Below are 18399 nucleotides of genomic sequence, written 5' to 3'. Positions count from 1 at the left end.
CGGCCGCCCCCCGGTTCGCCGGGACTGTGACCAGCGCGACGTGAGATGTGCGCGATCGGCGAACACCCCCGGGGAGTGTCGCCGCGCACTCGGGGTACGAGCATGGATGCAACAGCGACGGGCCGGGTCGGCCTCCTGGAGAGACACGCATGATCGAAAACCTGGGCGGGGCAGTGATACCGACTGGCTTCGACGTACCCGTGGAGCCGCTGCGACGCGCGGCGCACTACACCGGCGAGCCCGGCTGCATCGCCGAGGCGCGGGACTTCGCGGCCGGTTTCCTGGAGCAGCTCAGGACCGAGTGGTGCGCCGCGATCGATCCCAGGGCCGACGGTGAGCTGCTGCTCGTGGTGAGCGAGCTGGTGACCAACGCGGACCGGCACAGCAACGGCCCGTACATCCTCGAACTGGAGGGCACCGACAGCGCGGTCCTGGTCTCGGTGTACGACAGCAGCGTCGCCCTGCCCCGGCGTTTCCCCAAGGACCCCGAGCGGGTCGGCCATCACGGGCTGGAGATCGTCCATGCCCTGTCCGCGGAAGTGATCGCCGAACGGGTACCGGTCGGCAAGCGGGTACGCGCGCTGGTGCGCTTCCCCCGGTGACCGTCACCACGGGCGCCGCCCCACGCACCGGTGCGGGGCGGCGCCCGTGGATCTCGCGGTCAGGCGCAGCCGAGCTCGCCCAGCATCCCCTGACGCAGCCGCATGATGATCCGCTTGATCAGGCGGGAGACATGCATCTGGGAGCAGCCGAGCCGCTCACCGATCTCCGCCTGGGTGGCCTCCTCCACGAACCGCAGATGGATGATCTCCCGGTCCCGTTCGCTCAGCTCGGCCATGAGCGGGGCCAGCGACTGGAAGTCCTCCACGAGGCGCAGGCCTTCCTCCTCGACCCCGATGAAGTCGGCCAGCACCGCCTCGCCGTCCTCCGGGCCGTCCCCGGTCAGCGCTGCGTCCAGGGAGGAGGAGTTGTAGCCGTTGGCGGCCAGCTGGCCCTCGACCACCTCGTCCTCGGACAGGTTCATCAACGTGGCCAGCTCGGCGACCGTGGGATCCCGGTCCAGGCGGCTGGAGAGCTCCTCGCGCGCCTTGGCCAGCTCCACCCGCAGCTCCTGGAGCCGGCGCGGCACGTGCACCGCCCAGGTGGTGTCCCGGAAGAACCGCTTGATCTCGCCCACGATGTACGGCAGCGCGAAGGAGGTGAACTCGACCTCGCGCGACAGCTCGAACCGGTCGATGGCCTTGATCAGGCCGATCATCCCGGTCTGGACGATGTCCTCCATGTCGTCCCCGCGGTTGCGGAACCGTCCGGCCGCGAACCGGACCAGCGACATGTTCATCTCGATCAGCGTGTTACGGGCGTACTGGTACTCGTGGGTGCCTTCCTCCAGCTCCGTGATCCGCTGGAAGAACTGCCGGGACAGCTCGCGTGCGTCGCGCGGGGCTACGGTCTTCGGGTCCTCGATTCCTGGCAGTGCCCCCTCCGTCGTCCACGCTTCGACGGGGTGAGCGGTGTTCACTGCTTCCGACCGGATCCCGGCGGTGTTCATGTCCTCTCCCAGGTCACTCACGTTGCGGCGGCTGCCTCTTCGGCCGGTGTCGTCCCGGCCCTTCACAGGTGGTGCCCAGCCCCGGGTACCCGGAACCGGACGCCTTATGCGTGCCTCGAAGCTCGGGTACCCGGGGTGACGCGACGCATGCGCCCCGTCTTCAGCCCTGGCGGAAAACCGCCGGTGGCGGAGAGTGGACCGCCGACTACGTCCCGACCCGAACGGCGGTGACCAGCTCGTGCCAGTACCGCTTGGTGACGACACCGCCGTACCGGGTGTCGATCAGCTCACGGACGCTCGCGAGCAGGCCGTTCCGGGCCGTCTCCGGGAGCGCGCGGTGGTTCGAGTAGGTGAGCAGCACGTCCAGGTACTGGCCGGTGGTGTACGTGATCTCCTGGGCGTGGCCCTGCACGGCGACGCCGGTGAAGTACGGGGACCCGGTGAACTCGGTCGTGTCGGTCGCGAGATCCGCCTCCCGAGTCTGGCGCAGGCCCGGCGGGGTGGCCGGATCCCATCGCTCGTAGCACGCCTGGACCTCGGCGAAGAAGTCCTCGGTGCCGCCCGCCACGTGGTGGGTGGAGACGATGCCGAGGAGTCCGCCGGGGCGCAGTGCCCGGGCCGCCTTCGGCAGCCGGACCGCCGGGTCGAGCCAGTGGAAGGCGGTCGCGCAGGCCACCGCGTCGAACGGCGCCGGCGGCGGCTCCCACTGTTCGAAGGCGGACACCACCACCTCCACCTGCGGGAACGGCGCCAGCTGCCGGCGGGCCACGGCGGCCATGCCCGGGCCGATCTCCACGGCCGTGATCGAGCAACCGGACCGCGCCAGGTCGGCGGTGAGCTTGCCGGTGCCCGGGGCGATCTCCAGCACCCGGACGTCCGGCCCGGCCCCCGTGACCCGGACCAGCTCCTCGACCAGCGCGGCGGGGTAGCGCGGCCGGGCTCGTTCGTACCGCTCGGCGTCCTGGTCGAAGATGTTCCGCAGCCCGCGGTCCTGCACCCTGAATTCCAGCGCGTCCACAGTGGGCAGGATGCCGCTGCCTCCGCCTCGGGGCCGGCGTTTTTCGGCGGCGCCACGAGTCCGGGGTGTCGGCCCGCTGCCCGGTGCCGGCCCCGACCGATGAGTTTCCTGGCGAGGACCGGTCGGTACACATGACCGCGTTCCCCGCTCCCAGGAGGTGTCCATGACCGCCGACGGATTCACCACGTGCCTCTGGTTCGACGGGCAGGCCGAGGAGGCCGCCCACTACTACGTGTCGATCTTCAAGAACTCCAGCATCGGGAAGGTCGGCCGGTACAACGAGGCCGGGCCGGGGGAGCCGGGGTCGGTGCTGGCCGTCGACTTCACGGCCAACGGGCAGAAGTTCGTCGCCATCAACGGCGGCCCGCAGTTCAGGTTCACCGAGGCGATCTCCTTCCAGATCTACTGCGACGGTCAGGAGGAGGTCGACCACTACTGGGCGAAGCTCACCGAGAACGGCGGCGAGCCGGGTCCCTGCGGCTGGCTCAAGGACAGGTACGGCATGTCCTGGCAGGTCATCCCGGACGGGCTGATCGAGATGATCGGCGACGCCGACCCGGAGAAGGCCGCGCGCACCACCCGGGCCATGTACGCGATGGGCAAGCTGGACATCGCCGCGCTGCGGAAGGCGTACGCGGGGGAGTGAGCCGTACGGGGACGGGGGCGGTGTCCGCGGACACCGCCCCCTCGTGCACAGCCGGCCGGTCAGACCCGGTCGGCCACGATCAGCAGGTACTGGAAGCTGCCGTTCTTGTACGCGGTGAGGAACGCGTCCTCGATCCCCGTCACCAGGTGGTCGGCCTGCTTGCGCAGCTCCCAGTACGGGATCGTGGCCGCGGTGAGGTCCTCCACGTGGACCGGCACCAGGCGGTTGGCGGCCATCGCCCGGAAGTACTCCGACCGTGGGTGGATGTCGCAGATGTAGTGGGCGTTGATCAGGGACACCTCGCGGGAGGCCTGCCCGTAGGCGTTGTTGTAGCAGCCGGTGATCGTCACGTAGCGGCCGCCGCGGCGCAACAGCCGGGCGTGCTCGGCGAACAGCAGCTCCAACTCGACGTACATCGTGGACTCGTTGTTCCAGGAGGCCGCGTAGCCGCCGGTCTCGAAGCCGGTGTCCAGCATGTTCCGGTGGTGGTAGCGGACCTTGTCGCCGACCTCCCGCTTGCGGGCCATCTCGTTCGCGAAGTCGGCCTGCTTGGCGGAGATGGTCACCCCGTCGGCCTGGCAGCCGTAGCGCAGGTTCGCCACGATGCTGCCGCCGCCACGGCCGCAGCCCGCGTCGAAGACCCGGTCGGCCGGCGTGAGGGCGCCGAGGTGCGAGGCGAGCAGCTCGGCCTGGGCGTGCTCCAGGCGGTGCAGCTCGGTGGTGACGCGTTCCCTGCGCAGGTCGGCGTCGGTCTCGTCGAGCACCGACCAGTCGGCCTCACCGATGCCGTAGTGATGGTGGTAGAGGTCGTCGATCTTTCCGAGTTCGAGGTTGACCGGGTTCTCCTCGGCGTTCCAGTACTCCGCGACGCTGTTCTGGTACCTGGACTGGGTCGGCACCGGGGCTGACGTGGTGGTCTTCCGAGCGACAGGGGCGGTCGTCAACAGGTTCTCCTCGAAGTGTTTCTGACGGTGTTTCGGATGTGGCTCGATCGCTACCAGTAGTCGGGCAGGTGGTAGCGGCTGGTGTTGGTGGCGTGCCACTCGTGGTTCCCGGAGACCCAGGCGGCGAGGCTCTCGGCGTAGCGTGCGACCAGCGGGGAGGTGGCGGACAGGGCGGCCGACTCCTCCTCGAAGGCGTCCATGACCCGGTTGTGGATGTCGACGGACTTCAGATAGGCCGCCTTCAGCCCGCGCCGGTCGTTGGCGGCCACCACCTGGGGCAGGTTCAGGTGGTCCGGGTCGCTCGCCAGCTCCTTGGTGAAGGAGTACAGGTCGTTGACGATGGTGGTGGCGTTGCAGGCCAGGGCCGTGATCCGCTGGATCTCCGGCCGGGCGTAGAGCGGCTCGGGCAGTTCGTAGCCGTCCACCGCGTCGACGATCGACAGACAGGGCCGGAAGTTGTTGAACTGCCGCATCACCAGGTACTCCCAGACCCGCGGCACGTACCCGGTCTCCATCCAGGCGGCCTCGCCGAGGTAGCCCATGTGCAGCCGGGCCATGTCGTGCACGAACCGGTCGGTCTGGCTCGGCGTGGCGAAGGCCGCGAAGTCCGCGAGGGCGAAGTGGTACGACCGCAGGGGCCCGGTGGCCCGGATGCCCTCGCGCCATTCCTCCTCCAGCTCAGGGATGCCGTGGTACGGGTCGAGCGCCGACTGGGCGATGATCAACGGGCCGCCGAGGCCCCGCCGGGATCCGCCCCGCCCCTCGTCCTCCTCGCAGTAGCAGGAGTCCACGATGTTCTCGGCGAGCAGGAGTTTGCCGGCCGCGGTGAGCCGGTCCAGGTCCAGGCCGCCCGGATGCTGGAGGGCGACGGCCCGGCCGAACTGGAAGTCGGAGAAGTCCCCCTTCCAGGCGGCGGGGAACAGGTCGAGTTCGCGGGCCCAGGCCTCCAGCCTGCGGTCGAGTTCGGCGGCCTTCTCCGGGTCGGCGGGCACGGCCGGCCGGTAGTGCAGTCCGGGGACCGCCCCGGTCCGCTTGGCCGGGCGCAGCCGCTCCGCGATGTTCGGCGGTCCCGGCAGGGCGTAGGCGCTGGTCGTTGTGCTCATGGATGTGCTCCAGGCCGTCAGTCGGCGGTGCGGCCGAGCTGGACGTTCTCCAGGATCCCGGCCGCGTCGGGGACCAGGACGGCGAGCGAGTAGTAGGCGGTGACCAGGTAGTTGATGACGGCCTGCTCGTTGATGCCCATGAAGCGGACGTTCAGGCCGGGCTGGAACTCCTCGGGGATGCCGGTCTGGTGGAGGCCGATGACCCCCTGGTCGGCCTCGCCGGTGCGCAGCGCGATGATGCTGCTGGTGTGGTCGTCGCTGATCGGGATCTTGCTGCACGGGTAGATCGGGACCCCGCGCCAGGCCGGGATCTCGTGCCCGTCGATGTTGGCGGACGGGGGTACTAGGCCGCGCCGGTTGCACTGCCGGAAGAAGGCCGCGATCGCCTTGGGGTGCGCCAGGATGACCTTGGTCTTGCGGCGCATGGAGATCAGCTCGTCCATGTCGTCCGGGGTCGGCGGACCGGTGAACGAGCTGATCCGCTGCCCGTAGTCGATGTTGTGCAGGAGCCCGAACTCCCGGTTGTTGACCAGCTCCCACTCCTGGCGCTCGCGGATCTCCTCGACCGTGAGCCGTAGCTGCTGCTGGGTCTGGTCCATCGGGTGGTTGTAGAGGTCGGCGACCCGCGAGTGCACCCGCAGCACGGTCTGGGTGAGCGACAACTCGTACTCGCGCGGCGCGAGTTCGTAGTCCACGAAGCCGCCCTGCAGGGTCGGCTCACCGGTGTGGCCGGCCTGCACCGGCACCTCGGCCTCGCCCTTGCGGTTCATCGGCAGCCGCTGCCGGTCGACGTAGGCCTGGAGGTGGGCGCCGAGCGACGGCACCCGGTCCATGATCTCCTCGGCCACCGCCCACGGCAGCGCCAGGACCACACCCGCCGTCTCCGCGCGCACCGAGGTGAGCCAGAGCGGATCGGTCTGGCCGACCGCCTCGTCGCCCATCTGGTCGCCGTCGGTGACGACCCCGACGACCTCCTCCTCGCCGTACTTGCCGGCCGCGTACCGGATGAACCGGCCGTGCACCACCAGATAGGTCTCGGTGACCGGCTGCCCGGCCTCGAACAGCACCTGCCCGGCGCGCACCTCGCGGGGCTGGAACCGGCCGGCGAGCTGGTTCAGCGCGTCCTGGTCGTCGTAGCCGCGCAGGATCGGCAGCTCGGTCAGGGTCCGCGGGATGACCCGGATGTCGTCCCCGCCGTTGTGCTCGAAGCTCACCCGGCCCCGCCCGGTGCGCAGTTGGAGGCGCCGGTTGACCCGGTAGGTGCCGCCCTTGACGTCCACCCACGGCAGTGTCTTCAGCAGCCACCGGGAGGTGATGGCCTGCATCTGCGGTTCGGACTTGGTGGTCGTGGCGAGCTGACGTGCCGCCCTGGTGCTCAGGCTGGTGAGCTGCCCGTCGGCGGTCGGATCCGGCTCGGGCTCGTCGACGGCGGAACCGATGACGCTGTCCGGTGTGGACACATTCCCTCCAGCAGAGAGGTGAACAACGGTGACCCGGAGGGTCGGTGGTGTGCGAGGTGGTGGTGCGCACGGACAAGCCAAACAGCCCTGGTGATCTACGGGTACGGCGCGAAAGGGGCGGTTGCATGCCTTAGGTGCGCAAACCTGGTGTTCGGGGTGGAAAAGGTTGTGTTCCCCGATCGTGCGCCGCCGTCCCGCTTCAGCGCCCGGGGCGCCCGGGGATTGGGCTCAGGAAAGATCGTTCACCAGCACCGCGGCCCCGTCGAAGCGCCCGGCCTTCAGGTCCCGCAGGGCCCGCGGGGCCTCCGACAGCGGATACGGATGGGTGGTCGCGTGCACGCCGTGCCGTTCGGCGAGGGCGAGGAACTTCCGCCCGTCGGCACGGGTGTTGGAGGTGACGCTGCGCAGCTCCCGCTCGTAGAACAGCTCACGCTCGTAGTTCAGCGACGGCACGTCGCTGAGGTGGATGCCCGCGACCGCCAGCACCCCGCCCCGGTCCAGGGCGCGCAGCGCGACCGGCACCAGGTCCCCGACCGGCGCGAACAGGATCGCGCTGTCCAGCGGCTCGGGCGGCGCCGCGGAGGCGTCCCGCGCCGAGGCCGCGCCCAGCTCCACGGCCAGCCGCCGAGCCTCGGCGCCCCGGGTGAGCACGTGCACCCGCGCGCCCTCGGCGAGCGCCACCTGCGCACACAGGTGGGCGCTGCCACCGAAGCCGTAGAGACCGAGCCGGCCGCCCGCCGGGAGCGACGCCCGGCGCAGCGCGCGGTAGCCGATGATCCCGGCGCACAGCAGCGGCGCGAGCGCCACGTCGTCGAGACGGCCGGGCAGCCGGTAGGCGAACGCGGCCGGCACGGTCGTGTACTCCGCGTAGCCCCCGTCGGCGTCCCAGCCGGTGTACTCCGAGCGCGGGCACAGGTTCTCGGAGCCCCGCAGGCAGTACGCGCACACGCCGTCCGTGCGACGCAGCCAGGCGGCCCCGACCCGGTCGCCGACCGCGAAGTCCGCCACCTCGTCGCCCACGGCCGCGACCGTGCCGACCACCTCGTGGCCCGGCGTCACCCCGGTCCGGTGCACCGGCAGATCCCCCTCGGTGACATGCAGGTCGGTGCGGCACACCCCGCAGGCCCGCACCCGCAGCAGCAGCTCGTCCGCCCCGGGCACCGGCACCGGCCGCTCGACCAGCCGGAGCGGGTCCGCCTCGACCGGCCCGGGCCGCTCCACCGACCACGCCCGCATCACGTCCGCCATACCGCGCCCCGTCCGCCGAAGGCCGCCGACTCCCTTCCCAGTGTCCGCCGGAGTCCGGCGTTCGGCGCGCGGGCGGTCGGCCCGGTGGCTAGCGTGAGGAACCGGGAGAACCCGCTCGATCGGAAGGGCCGCGGCGATGGCGGTACGACCTGAAGGAACCCCCTGTTGGGCCGACGCGATGTTCGGCGACCTGGAGGGGGCCAAGAGCTTCTACGGCGAGGTCCTCGGCTGGACCTTCGGCGAGTCGTCCTCGGAGTACGGCAACTACACCCAGGCCTACGTGGACGGCAAGGCCGTCGCCGCCGTGGTACCGCCCATGTCAGGTCAGGAGGGGCACTCGCAGTGGTGCCTGTACTTCGCCTCGCCGGACGCCGCGGCCGCCGCCGGACGGATCCGCGCGCACGGCGGCGAGGTGCTGATGGAGCCGATGCAGGTCGGCGAGTTCGGCACGATGTGCCTGGCCCGTGAGCCCAGCGGCGCGGTGTTCGGGATCTGGCAGGGCGGCGTCCACGAGGGCTTCGAGGCCACCGCCGTGCCCGGCGCCTACTGCTGGGCGGAGGTCTTCACCCGCGAGCCCGAGAAGGCCGACCCCTTCCTCGCGGCCCTGTTCCCGTACACCGTCCGGCAGATCGAGGACAGCAACGTCGACTTCCGCACGTTCAGCCTCCGCGAACAGCCCGTCCTCGGCCGGATGCGGATGACCGACGACTTCCCGCCCGAGGTGCCCTCGTACGTGAACGTGTACTTCGCCGTCGCCGACTGCGACGAGGCGGTCGCCAAGGCGACGAAGCTCGGCGCGGTGCTCCGGTTCGGGCCGATGACCAGTCCCTTCGGACGCATGGCGGCGCTCACCGACCCGCAGGGCGCGAACTTCTCGGTGATCGACGTCACGACCACCGAAGGCGGGATGCCGTCCAGCACAGAGGTCTGACCAGGGCGGATCCCGGGCCACGGCCGGGCGCCACGCCCGGCCGTGGCATGATCGGGGCCATGCGTGAACGAGTGGTGGCCGCGTGCGACGGGGCTTCTAAGGGAAACCCGGGACCGGCCGGCTGGGCCTGGGTGGTGTCCGACGACGCGGCGACTCCCGCCCGCTGGGAGGCCGGGCCGCTGGGCAGGGCCACCAACAACGTGGCCGAACTGACCGCCCTGGAACAGCTGCTGGCGGCCACCGACCCGGACGTGCCGCTGGAAGTGCGGATGGACTCGCAGTACGCGATGAAGGCCGTCACCACCTGGCTGCCCGGCTGGAAGCGCAACGGCTGGAAGACCTCCGCGGGCAAGCCGGTCGCCAACCAGGACCTGGTCGTCCGCATCGACGAGCTCCTCGACGGCCGCACGGTCGACTTCCGGTACGTCCCCGCCCACCAGGTCGACGGCGACCCGCTGAACGACTTCGCCGACCGCGCGGCCAGCCAGGCGGCCACGGTCCAGGAGGCCGCGGGCAGCGCCCTCGGCTCCCCGGTACCGCCGCCGTCGCAGGCGCCCGCCGCCTCCACCGGGGCCCCGCGCCGCAAGGCGGCGCCGCGCAAGAACGCGGCCGGCCCCGGCTCCTCGTCCCGGACCATCAAGGCGAAGTTCCCCGGCCGCTGCCTGTGCGGGCGTTCCTACGCGGCCGGCGAGCAGATCGCCAAGAACCCGCAGGGCTGGGGCCACCCGGAGTGCCGTACGGCGGCCGAGGCCTGATGCGGGGACCCGGTCAGGCCTCCAGGGTGTCGAACGTGTAGAACCTCGTGTGGTCGAGCAGGTCCGCCGGCCGCACGTCGTTCCACGGCTTCATCGTCTCGCCCAGGTCCACCACGTCCGGCGTGCCGCCGCCCGGCACGTAGGCGGCCTCCGGGTGGCGGCGCTGCCAGCGGGCCCACAGCTTGTCGACGAAGGCGTGGTGCAGCCAGAACACCGGGTCGTTGGGGGAGACCCCGGTGGCCATCTGCCCGCCGACCCAGACGTGGACCCTGTTGTGCAGGTTGACCCCGCGCCAGCCCTCCAGATGGTTCCGGAAGCCGTCCGAGGCGCTGTTCCAGGGCGCCATGTCGTACGTCGCCATGGACAGGACCGAGTCGACCTCGGCCCGGGTCGGCAGCTCGCGCACGCCCGTCCCGAGCGACCTGCGCAGATAAGTACGACCGTCCACACGGACGTTGACCGGCCAGTTCCCGCCGCCGCCGGCGAACGGCCCGTCCGTCACCCGGCCGTCCGAGCTGCGCCCGGTACCGCCGAGGAAGTCCGGTGCCCACAGTGAGGAACGGACGGTCCGGTCGGTGCTCCAGTCCCAGTAGGGCAGCGCGACGGAGGCGTCCACGGACTGCAGGGCCTGCTCGAAGTCGAGCAGGAATCTGCGATGCCAGGGCAGGAACGACGGAGAACGGTGGCCGGTGCGCTCCGAGTCGTCGGTGTCGGACATGATGAAGGCGTTGTGCGTGCGCACGAAGTCGTCGTAACGCCCGCTGTGCTTCAGCTCGATGACGGCGGCGACGAACCGCCGCTTCTCGTCGGCGCTCAGTGCGGCCTGGTTCCTGCGTACGGTCATGTGCGAAAAGCTCCTTGAACGGGGCGGTAGGGGCGGTCAGTTGGCGGGGAACGGCAGCAGCGCCGCGCCCTGTAGTTCGTCGACCGCGGCGCGGGCGGCGGCGCGCGGGCCGGCGACCGGGGCGTAGTGGCTGACCACGCTGATCCAGCTGCCGTCGGCGTTCCGCATCACGTGCAGTTCGACCCCGTCGACGGACACCGCGTATCCGGCGCCGTGTCCGTGGTGGTGACCGCCGCCCGTTCCCCGCATGCCGCCCATGGGGTCCGTGCCGGTCGGCCGGCCCTGTATTCGGCGGCCCTTGTAGACCTCGTCGAAGGGTTCGAGCGATCCCTCGTGCGAGTGGCCGGCGGCCGAGGCGCCGGGCGCGAGGAGGGACTGGGTGCCGGCCGCGGCGGCGAGGGCGGCCGCCGCGGTGAGGGCGCGACGGCGGGTGGGTCCGGGCATGCGGATGCTCCTGTGACGGGTGCGGGTGATGACTCCGCATGCCTATCCGCCGAGCCCGGAGCGGGAGAAATCACCCGGACCGGGTTGGCTGCGATCAGGACAATTAGTTACATGTCATACAAGATTGAACAAAGATGATCTTGCTGTGGCGGTGGCTCCGCCGGACCCGGAACGGGCAATTCCTTGCGCGGGCGCACGGCTTGCCGGTGATCCTTCGCCGCGGTCCGCCGTCCGGGTGGTGTGGCTCACGGTGTCGATCTGGCGCGATTCGAGAACCCGGCCGGGTGTCCCCGCGCTGCTACCCTCCGGTGCCAATTGACCACATTCGGTGAGACCCAGGGGTGTGTGAGTGAAGGTCGTCTGCGTCGGAGGCGGGCCCGCCGGTCTGTACCTCGCGATCCTGCTCAAGCGGCAGAATCCGTCCCACGACATCGCCGTCCACGAACGCAACCCCGAGGGCTCCACCTACGGGTGGGGTGTCACCTACTGGCGCGCCCTGCTCGACCGGCTGCACGCCTGTGACCCCGAGTCGGCCCGCGCCATCGAGGCCGACTCGGTGCGCTGGACCCAGGGTGTCGCCCACGTCCGCGGGCAGGTGGCCCGGCAGCCCGGCGACGCCGGTCACGGCATCGGCCGTCACCGCCTCCTGGAGATCCTCGCCGGGCGTGCCCGGGAACTCGGCGTCCGGCTGGAGTTCGAGGACGAGATCACCCCCGGGAGCCTCCCCGAGGCCGACCTGGTCGTCGCCGCGGACGGCATCCACAGCGCGCTGCGCACCCGGCACGCCGCCCACTTCGGCACCGAGGCCGCCGAGGGCCGCAATCACTACGTGTGGCTCGGCACCACCCGGGTCTTCGACTCCTTCACCTTCGCCTTCGCCGAGACCGCGCACGGCTGGGTCTGGTGCTACGGCTACCCGTACGACGACGGGCACAGCACCTGTGTCATCGAGTGCGCCCCGGACACCCTCACCGGCCTCGGCCTCGACGCGCTGGACGAGGCCGGCCAACTGGCCGTGCTGGAGGAGTTGTTCGCCGGCATCCTCGAAGGGCACCCGCTGATCGGCGGCTCCTCGGCGGCCTGGCCGGCCTTCCGTACCGTCACCAACCGCGCCTGGCACCACGGCAACCTGGTCCTGCTCGGCGACGCCGCCCACACCACCCACTACTCCATCGGCGCCGGCACCACCCTCGCCCTGGAGGACGCGATGTGCCTGGCCGAGGCCCTGCGCGAGCACGCCGTCCTGCCCGAGGCCCTCGCCGTCTACGAACGGCGGCGCAGGGCCGAACTGGTCTCGGCCCAGAGCGCCGCCCGCCTCAGCGCCCAGTGGTACGAGAACCTGCCCCGCTACATCGGCCTGCCTCCGCACCGCATGTTCGCTCTGCTCGGCCAGCGGCACTCGCCCCTGCTGCCGTACGTCCCGCCGCAGCTCTACTACGGCCTCGACAAGGCCGCCGGGCGGCTGGAGGTGCTGCGCAGGTTCAAGCGGTGGCTCGGGCCGCGGGCGGCGCGCGCCCTGCACGCCCGGTCTTAGCACCCTGCGGCCACGGAACGGTTTGAGTGAATACTCATTCACCCGATAGGGTGAATGAGTATTCACTTCATTTTTTCGTGCCGCCCGCAGGAGTGTTGATGGACCAGCCCGCCCCGACAGCCGGTCGCCCGGGACCGCCCGCCGCCCAGCTCCCGCTGCGGCAGCGGCTGACCATCCCGGTGCTGGCCTTCGGCGGGATCCTCATGGCCGTCATGCAGACGGTCGTCGTCCCCCTCCTGCCGGACCTGCCCCGGCTCACCCACTCCTCGGCCGGCGCCGTCTCCTGGACGGTCACCGCGACCCTGCTCGCCGGAGCCGTCCTCACCCCGGTGCTCGGCCGGGCCGGTGACATGTACGGCAAGCGCCGGGTGCTCACCGGGGCCCTCGCGCTGATGACCGTGGGCTCCGTGATGTGCGCCCTGTCCTCGGACATCACCGTGCTCATCGTCGCCCGTGCCCTGCAGGGCGCCGCCGCCTCCGTCGTACCGCTCTCGATCAGCATCCTGCGTGACGAACTCCCGCCCGAGCGCCGGGGATCGGCGGTGGCGCTGATGAGCTCCACCGTCGGTATCGGCGCCGCGCTGGGCCTGCCGCTGGCCGCGCTGGTCGTGCAGTACTACGACTGGCACACCATGTTCTGGCTGACCAGCCTCCTCGGAGCGGTGGGCGTCGCGGGCGTCTGGTGGGCGGTCCGGGAGTCGCCGGTGCGCGAGAGCGGCCGGTTCGACGTCCTCGGGGCGCTCGGGCTGGCCGCCGGCCTGACCTGTCTGCTGCTCGGTGTCTCGCAGGGCGGCGAGTGGGGCTGGGGCAGCGCGCGCGTCCTCGGGCTCTTCGGCGCCGCCGTCCTGGTGCTGGCCCTGTGGTGGTGGCAGCAGCTGCGGACCGAGCGGCCCCTGGTCGACCTGCACCTCGTGACCCGGCCCCGGGTCGGCCTCTCGCACGTGGCCGCCCTGCTCACCGGATTCGCCTTCTACGCCAACTCCCTCGTCACCGCCCAGCTGGTGCAGGCGCCCAAGGCCACCGGATACGGTCTCGGCCTGTCGATCGTGGCCACCGGCCTGTGCCTGCTCCCCGGCGGCGTCACCATGCTGCTCTTCTCGCCGCTCTCCGCCCGGATCTCCGCCGCCCGCGGACCGCGCATCACCCTGGCCCTGGGCGCCGCGGTCATCGCCTGCGGATACGTGGTCCGCATCGCCGACAGCCGCGACCTGTGGATGATCATCCTGGGCGCCACCGTCGTCGCCACCGGCACCACCCTCGCCTACTCCGCGCTGCCCACACTGATCCTGCGGGCCGTACCCGCGAACCAGACCGCCTCCGCCAACGGCGTCAACGTCCTCATGCGCACCATCGGCCAGGCCACCTCCAGCGCCGCCGTGGCCGCCGTCCTCACCCACCACACCAGCCTCGTCGGCGGCGCCCCGATCGCCACGCTCCACGGCTACCTGCTGGCCTTCACGATGGCCGGCGCCGTCGCCCTCGTGGCCGGTGCCGCCGCCCTGTCCATCCCCGGCGACAAGGCGCCCGGCGACACGCCGCTCGCCGGGAGCCGGACCGGGAGTGCGCGGGACGACGCGCTGGAGGGAGCATGAGAGCCGTGAACACCAGCCCCGGCACCCCCGCCGCGCCCGCCCCGGCACCCGCCCGCCGGGACGCCGAGGCCACCAAGGCCGTCATCCTCAGGGCCGCCCGGTACCTCCTGGCCCGGCACGCGCACGCCGACATCACCCTCAAGGACGTCGCCGAACGCGCCGGGGTCAGCGCGCCGCTGATCCTCAAGTACTTCGGCAACAAGGACAGTCTGTTCGCCCGGGTCATGTCCTTCGACACCGACGCGGCCGCCCTGCTGGACGCACCCCTGGAGGACCTCGGCCGGCACATGGTGCGGCACGTCCTGGAGAGCCAGCGCGACCGCGGCACCGACCCGCTGCTGCGCATCGCCTTCGCACCCCTGCACGGCGACCACGGCGAGGTGCTGCGCGCCAACTTCCGCGCCCACGTCGTCGACGTCCTCGCCGCCCGGCTCACCGGACCCGACCCCGGCCTGCGCGCCGAACTCGCCGTCGCCCAGCTCATCGGCCTGGGCGTGATGTACGGCATCGCCCGCGGCCCGCGGCTGCGCGACTCCGCGGCCGCCGACATCGACGACATCGCCGACCGCTACGGTCCCGCCGTCCAGGAGCAGTTGACGCCGTAGGCGCTACCGCTTGCCGCTGGAAGCGCCGCGATGTGCCGTCGCTCGACTGCGGCGCCGTCGTGGCCGCTCGCGCAGTTCCTTCCCGGCCCTCGGGCCCGGGGGTACCCCCAGTGCCCCGAAGGGGCGCCGTCAAGCGGCGGGGGACCCGGTCGGCCCCCTCAACAGCGCCTCGGCCGACCTGCGAAAGGCAGCCGTCAGCCGGTGGCCGTCACCGGCACGGGTCGCCAGCACCACGTGGCTCGGCTCGACACCGTGCAGCGGGACCGTGGTGAGGTCGGGGCGGACGGTCGCGCCGGGTACCAGGGGCACGATCGCCACGGCCTGCCCGGCGGCGACGTGCTCGAACTTGTCCTCCACCGCGCCGATCAGCGGCCCGTCGGGCGCCGGGCTGCCGTCCGGCCGGGGATCGACGCGCCAGAACGCGTTCCAGAGCGGATCCCGGCCGCGGGGCAACGGCTCGTCGGCGATGTCGTCGAGCGTGACCGACTCCTTCCCGGCCAGCCGGTGGTCCAGCGGGACGACCAGGACGCGCGGCTCGTCGTAGAGCACCGTCACCCGCAAGCCGTCCGTGACCAGCGGCAGCCGGGTTACCACCGCGTCCACCCGTCCCGTCAGCAGGGCTTCGCGCGGCTCGCCCCAGTCGAGGTGCAGGGTCCGCACGTCGGCGTCCGGGAAGCGGCGGCGCAGATCGCGTACGGCGGAGGTGACGAAGATCCCGTTGATGTACCCGACGGTGATCCTGCTCGGCTCGGCGGCGGCCCGGGTGGCGGCGGCCGCCTCGCCCGCGGCCCGCAGCAACCCCTCGGCCCGCGCCAGGAACACCTCGCCGGCCTCGGTGAGCCGGGCGCCCTGCGGGGTGCGGTCGAACAGGCGCGCCCCCAGCACCTGCTCCAGTCGCTGGATCTGTCTGCTCAGCGCGGGCTGCGTGATGTGCAGGGCGCCCGCGGCCCGCCCGAAGTGCCGCCGGCCGGCGACGACGGTGAAGTACCGGACGAGCCGCAGATCGAGGTCGGGCGCGGAAGCGGGATCGGCCATGCCTCCAGAGTACGCCCGGTGACCTGCACTCATGCCTGAAACGCATTGCGTCTTGCGAAAGAGGCTTTGGACGCCCGCCACCCGCCGGCCGAACGATGGAAGCCCGACCCCCCCTCCCTCGAAGGAGCATCCACCATGCGGGTATTCGTCACCGGCGGCAGTGGCTTCATCGGCTCGGCCGTCATCCCCGAACTCCTCGGCGCGGGCCACCGGGTCCTCGCCCTCGCCCGCTCCGAGAAGTCGGCCGAGGCCCTGCGGCTGGCGGGCGCCGACGTGCACCGCGGCAGCCTCGACGACCCCGCGGACCTGGCCCGCGCGGCGGCCGGCACCGACGGCGTGATCCACCTGGCCTTCAACCACGACGCCTTCCCGGACTTCACCCGTGCGGCCGAGGGCGACCTGCGGGTGATCGAGGCGGTCGGCGCCGCGCTGGAGGGCTCGGACCGGCCCTTCGTGGTCACCTCGGGAACCATGATGCTCGCCTCGGTCGACGGGGTGGCGACGGAGGAGGACACCCCGGTGCCGGGCACCTACCGCGCCGCCCCCGACCTCGCCGCGCTCGCCCTCGCCGGGCGCGGCGTGCGCAGCGCGGTGGTCCGCCTCGCCCCCTCGGTGCACGGCCGCGGCGACCAGGGCTTCCTGCCCCGGCTGATCGACGTGGCCCGGGAGAAGGGCGTCGCCGCGTACGTCGGCGACGGCACCAACCGCTGGCCGGCCGTCCACCGCCTGGACGCGGCCCGCCTGTTCCGCCTGGCCCTGGAGTCGGCGCCGGCCGGCACCGGCCTGCACGGCGCGGCCGACGAGGGCGTCCCCTTCAAGGACATCGCGGCGGCCGTGGGCAGCGGCCTCGACGTCCCGGTGCGCAGCATCCCGGCGGACGAGGCCGAGGCCCACTTCGGCTGGCTGGGCACGGCGGCGGCCGTCGACAACGCGACGTCGAGCGAGCGCACCAGGAACCTCCTTGGCTGGAAGCCGGAGCAGCCGGGCCTGATCGCCGACCTGGAAGAGGGCCACTACTTCTGAACGCCGGGCCCGCAGCCGGCACCGGCCCACGGGCACCCCGTCCCAGGCAGCCGGGGGTGCACCGGCCCATGACACCGTTGTCGGCGGCGGATGACACACTGGCGCCATGGACGAACGCGTAATCGGCAGGTCGGGGCAGCGGGCATCGGTCGTCGGCCTCGGCACATGGCAGCTCGGCGCCGACTGGGGCGAGGTGGACGAGAAGGAGGCGCTCGCCGTCCTGGAGACGGCGGCGGAGTCGGGGGTGACCTTCTTCGACACCGCCGACGTGTACGGCGACGGGCGCAGCGAGCAGACCATCGCCGCCTTCCTGCGCGGCAGGCCGGACCTGGACGTGCTGGTGGCCACCAAGATGGGCCGCCGGGCCGAGCAGGTCCCGGAGAACTACGTGCTGGACAACTTCCGCGCGTGGAACGACCGGTCGCGCCGCAACCTCGGCGTGGACCGCCTGGACCTGGTGCAGCTGCACTGCCCGCCGACCCCGGTCTACTCCTCGGACGCGGTCTACGACGCCCTGGACACCCTGGTCGAGGAGGAGCGCATCGCCGCCTACGGCGTCAGCGTCGAGACCAGCGCGGAGGCCCTCACCGCGATCGCCCGCCCGGGCGTGGCCAGCGTGCAGATCATCCTCAACCCGTTCCGCATGAAGCCGCTGTACGAGGTGCTCCCGGCCGCCCGGGAGGCCGGCGTCGGCATCATCGCGCGCGTGCCGCTCGCCTCCGGGCTGCTGTCCGGCAAGTACACCAAGGACACCGTCTTCGCGGCCGACGACCACCGCACCTACAACCGGCACGGCGAGGCCTTCGACCAGGGCGAGACCTTCTCCGGCGTGGACTACGCGACCGGTGTGGAGGCCGCCGCCGAGTTCGCCGCCCTCGCTCCCGAGGGGTACACCCCGGCCCAGCTCGCCCTGCGCTGGATCATCGACCAGCCCGGCGTGACGACGGTGATCCCGGGCGCCCGCAACCCGGAGCAGGCCCGCGCCAACGCGGCCGCGGCCGGACTCCCGCAGCTGTCCGGGGAGACGGTCGCCGCGATCCGCGAGCTGTACGACCGCCGCATCAAGGAGCAGGTGGAGAGCCGCTGGTAGTGCCGGCGGGGGCCGGGAGCGGCGGCGCCCCGCCGCTGCCGGCCCGTACCGTTTGGGGGACGGGCCCGGCGGTTACCCGTAGTCCATGACCGACCAGGGGCCGCGGACCGGGCGCGACGAGACGGAGGAGGAGCGCGCCGACCGGATGTGGAGCGAGCTCATCCAGGAGGTGCGCGTCGCCCAGACCGGGGTGCAGATCCTGTTCGGGTTCCTGCTCACCGTGGTCTTCCAGCAGAAGTACGCCCAGCTGTCCGACGTGGACAGGACGATCTACATCGTGACGGTCGTGCTGGGCGCGTCCGCCACGGGCGCCCTCATCGGCCCGGTGTCGCTGCACCGGCTTGTCGCCGGCCGCAGGGTGAAGGCGCAGGCGGTGCGGATGGCGTCCCGGCTCACCTCGATCGGCCTCTTCCTGCTCCTGGCCACGATGACCGCCTCCCTGGTGCTGATCCTCCGGGTGGCCACCGCCGGCAGCCACGTGACCTGGGTGGTGGCGGCCGTCGTCGTCTGGTATCTGGTGTGCTGGTACGGCCTGCCGCTGTGGTCCAGGCACCGCCACACGACCCGCTGAGCCGAGC

General features: G+C 71.9%; 19 protein-coding genes. 10 read left to right on the top strand and 9 right to left on the bottom strand.

Translation table 11 applies throughout. From position 1 onward, the window contains the following. Window positions 1-149 precede the first annotated feature (149 nt). The gene (locus tag AB0472_RS24115; protein WP_366358807.1) at window positions 150-602 is read left to right on the top strand and encodes an ATP-binding protein; all 453 of its coding nucleotides are present in this window, start codon (window positions 150-152) and stop codon (window positions 600-602) included. A gap of 59 nt (window positions 603-661) precedes the next feature. Here the strand turns inward: AB0472_RS24115 and AB0472_RS24110 are convergent, their stop codons facing one another. Then, window positions 662-1549, bottom strand: coding sequence for an RNA polymerase sigma factor SigF (locus AB0472_RS24110; RefSeq protein WP_366358979.1), 888 nt, complete (start codon window positions 1547-1549; stop codon window positions 662-664). Between the two features lie 205 nt (window positions 1550-1754). Then, the gene (locus AB0472_RS24105; protein WP_366358805.1) at window positions 1755-2567 is read right to left on the bottom strand and encodes a class I SAM-dependent methyltransferase; all 813 of its coding nucleotides are present in this window, start codon (window positions 2565-2567) and stop codon (window positions 1755-1757) included. Between the two features lie 163 nt (window positions 2568-2730). On the opposite strand from AB0472_RS24105, the gene AB0472_RS24100 reads away from it, so the two are divergent. Beyond that, window positions 2731-3213, top strand: a complete 483-nt coding sequence (locus tag AB0472_RS24100) for a VOC family protein (RefSeq protein WP_366358803.1) — start codon at window positions 2731-2733, stop codon at window positions 3211-3213. A gap of 59 nt (window positions 3214-3272) precedes the next feature. On the opposite strand, the gene AB0472_RS24095 is transcribed toward AB0472_RS24100, so the two are convergent. The 4 genes from AB0472_RS24095 to AB0472_RS24080 all read right to left on the bottom strand — a co-directional run bounded on the left by AB0472_RS24095 (window position 3273) and on the right by AB0472_RS24080 (window position 7956). Continuing rightward, window positions 3273-4157: a geranyl diphosphate 2-C-methyltransferase gene (locus AB0472_RS24095; protein ID WP_366358802.1), complete on the bottom strand. Its 885-nt coding sequence runs from the start codon at window positions 4155-4157 to the stop codon at window positions 3273-3275. A 50-nt stretch (window positions 4158-4207) separates the two neighbouring features. After that, a complete protein-coding gene (locus AB0472_RS24090) occupies window positions 4208-5260 on the bottom strand; it encodes a family 2 encapsulin nanocompartment cargo protein terpene cyclase (RefSeq protein ID WP_366358800.1) in 1053 nt (350 codons plus the stop codon). Window positions 5261-5277: 17 nt separating this feature from the next. Further along, a complete protein-coding gene (locus AB0472_RS24085; protein ID WP_366358798.1) occupies window positions 5278-6720 on the bottom strand; it encodes a family 2B encapsulin nanocompartment shell protein in 1443 nt (480 codons plus the stop codon). A 228-nt stretch (window positions 6721-6948) separates the two neighbouring features. Beyond that, on the bottom strand, window positions 6949-7956 hold the full coding sequence (locus AB0472_RS24080) for a zinc-binding alcohol dehydrogenase family protein (RefSeq protein WP_366358977.1): 1008 nt from the start codon (window positions 7954-7956) through the stop codon (window positions 6949-6951). A gap of 148 nt (window positions 7957-8104) precedes the next feature. On the opposite strand from AB0472_RS24080, the gene AB0472_RS24075 reads away from it, so the two are divergent. Together AB0472_RS24075 and AB0472_RS24070 are read left to right on the top strand one after the other, a co-directional pair. Next, window positions 8105-8899, top strand: a complete 795-nt coding sequence (locus tag AB0472_RS24075; RefSeq protein ID WP_366358795.1) for a VOC family protein — start codon at window positions 8105-8107, stop codon at window positions 8897-8899. Between the two features lie 47 nt (window positions 8900-8946). Continuing rightward, complete coding sequence (locus AB0472_RS24070; protein WP_366358793.1) at window positions 8947-9654, top strand: ribonuclease H; 708 nt, start codon at window positions 8947-8949, stop codon at window positions 9652-9654. A gap of 13 nt (window positions 9655-9667) precedes the next feature. On the opposite strand, the gene AB0472_RS24065 is transcribed toward AB0472_RS24070, so the two are convergent. Both AB0472_RS24065 and AB0472_RS24060 read right to left on the bottom strand, forming a co-directional pair. Then, window positions 9668-10498, bottom strand: a complete 831-nt coding sequence (locus tag AB0472_RS24065) for a tyrosinase family protein (protein ID WP_366358791.1) — start codon at window positions 10496-10498, stop codon at window positions 9668-9670. A 36-nt stretch (window positions 10499-10534) separates the two neighbouring features. Further along, window positions 10535-10942, bottom strand: coding sequence for a tyrosinase cofactor (locus AB0472_RS24060; RefSeq protein ID WP_366358789.1), 408 nt, complete (start codon window positions 10940-10942; stop codon window positions 10535-10537). A 349-nt stretch (window positions 10943-11291) separates the two neighbouring features. Here AB0472_RS24060 and AB0472_RS24055 point away from each other — a divergent pair, with 349 nt between their 5' ends. From AB0472_RS24055 to AB0472_RS24045, 3 genes are all read left to right on the top strand, one after another. After that, window positions 11292-12476 carry an FAD-dependent monooxygenase gene (locus AB0472_RS24055; protein WP_366358787.1) on the top strand — a complete coding sequence of 395 codons (1185 nt, stop codon included), beginning with the start codon at window positions 11292-11294 and terminating at the stop codon, window positions 12474-12476. A gap of 98 nt (window positions 12477-12574) precedes the next feature. Further along, on the top strand, window positions 12575-14068 hold the full coding sequence (locus AB0472_RS24050; protein ID WP_366358785.1) for an MFS transporter: 1494 nt from the start codon (window positions 12575-12577) through the stop codon (window positions 14066-14068). After that, window positions 14065-14673 carry a TetR family transcriptional regulator gene (locus AB0472_RS24045; protein ID WP_366358784.1) on the top strand — a complete coding sequence of 203 codons (609 nt, stop codon included), beginning with the start codon at window positions 14065-14067 and terminating at the stop codon, window positions 14671-14673. The genes AB0472_RS24050 and AB0472_RS24045 overlap by 4 nt, the downstream gene beginning before the upstream one ends. Window positions 14674-14802: 129 nt before the next feature. On the opposite strand, the gene AB0472_RS24040 is transcribed toward AB0472_RS24045, so the two are convergent. Beyond that, window positions 14803-15708: a LysR family transcriptional regulator gene (locus AB0472_RS24040; RefSeq protein ID WP_366358783.1), complete on the bottom strand. Its 906-nt coding sequence runs from the start codon at window positions 15706-15708 to the stop codon at window positions 14803-14805. Between the two features lie 135 nt (window positions 15709-15843). Between AB0472_RS24040 and AB0472_RS24035 the strand changes: the two genes are divergently transcribed. The 3 genes from AB0472_RS24035 to AB0472_RS24025 all read left to right on the top strand — a co-directional run bounded on the left by AB0472_RS24035 (window position 15844) and on the right by AB0472_RS24025 (window position 18392). Continuing rightward, the gene (locus AB0472_RS24035; RefSeq protein WP_366358782.1) at window positions 15844-16731 is read left to right on the top strand and encodes an SDR family oxidoreductase; all 888 of its coding nucleotides are present in this window, start codon (window positions 15844-15846) and stop codon (window positions 16729-16731) included. Window positions 16732-16837: 106 nt separating this feature from the next. After that, the gene (locus tag AB0472_RS24030) at window positions 16838-17821 is read left to right on the top strand and encodes an aldo/keto reductase (RefSeq protein WP_366358781.1); all 984 of its coding nucleotides are present in this window, start codon (window positions 16838-16840) and stop codon (window positions 17819-17821) included. An 85-nt stretch (window positions 17822-17906) separates the two neighbouring features. Then, the gene (locus AB0472_RS24025; RefSeq protein ID WP_366358779.1) at window positions 17907-18392 is read left to right on the top strand and encodes a DUF6328 family protein; all 486 of its coding nucleotides are present in this window, start codon (window positions 17907-17909) and stop codon (window positions 18390-18392) included. Window positions 18393-18399: the final 7 nt, after the last annotated feature.

This window comes from Streptomyces sp. NPDC086777 (genome assembly GCF_040702065.1).
Lineage (GTDB): Bacteria > Actinomycetota > Actinomycetes > Streptomycetales > Streptomycetaceae > Streptomyces.
Note: the sequence above shows the minus strand (reverse complement) of the source record. Positions and strands in the feature narration are given on the sequence as shown.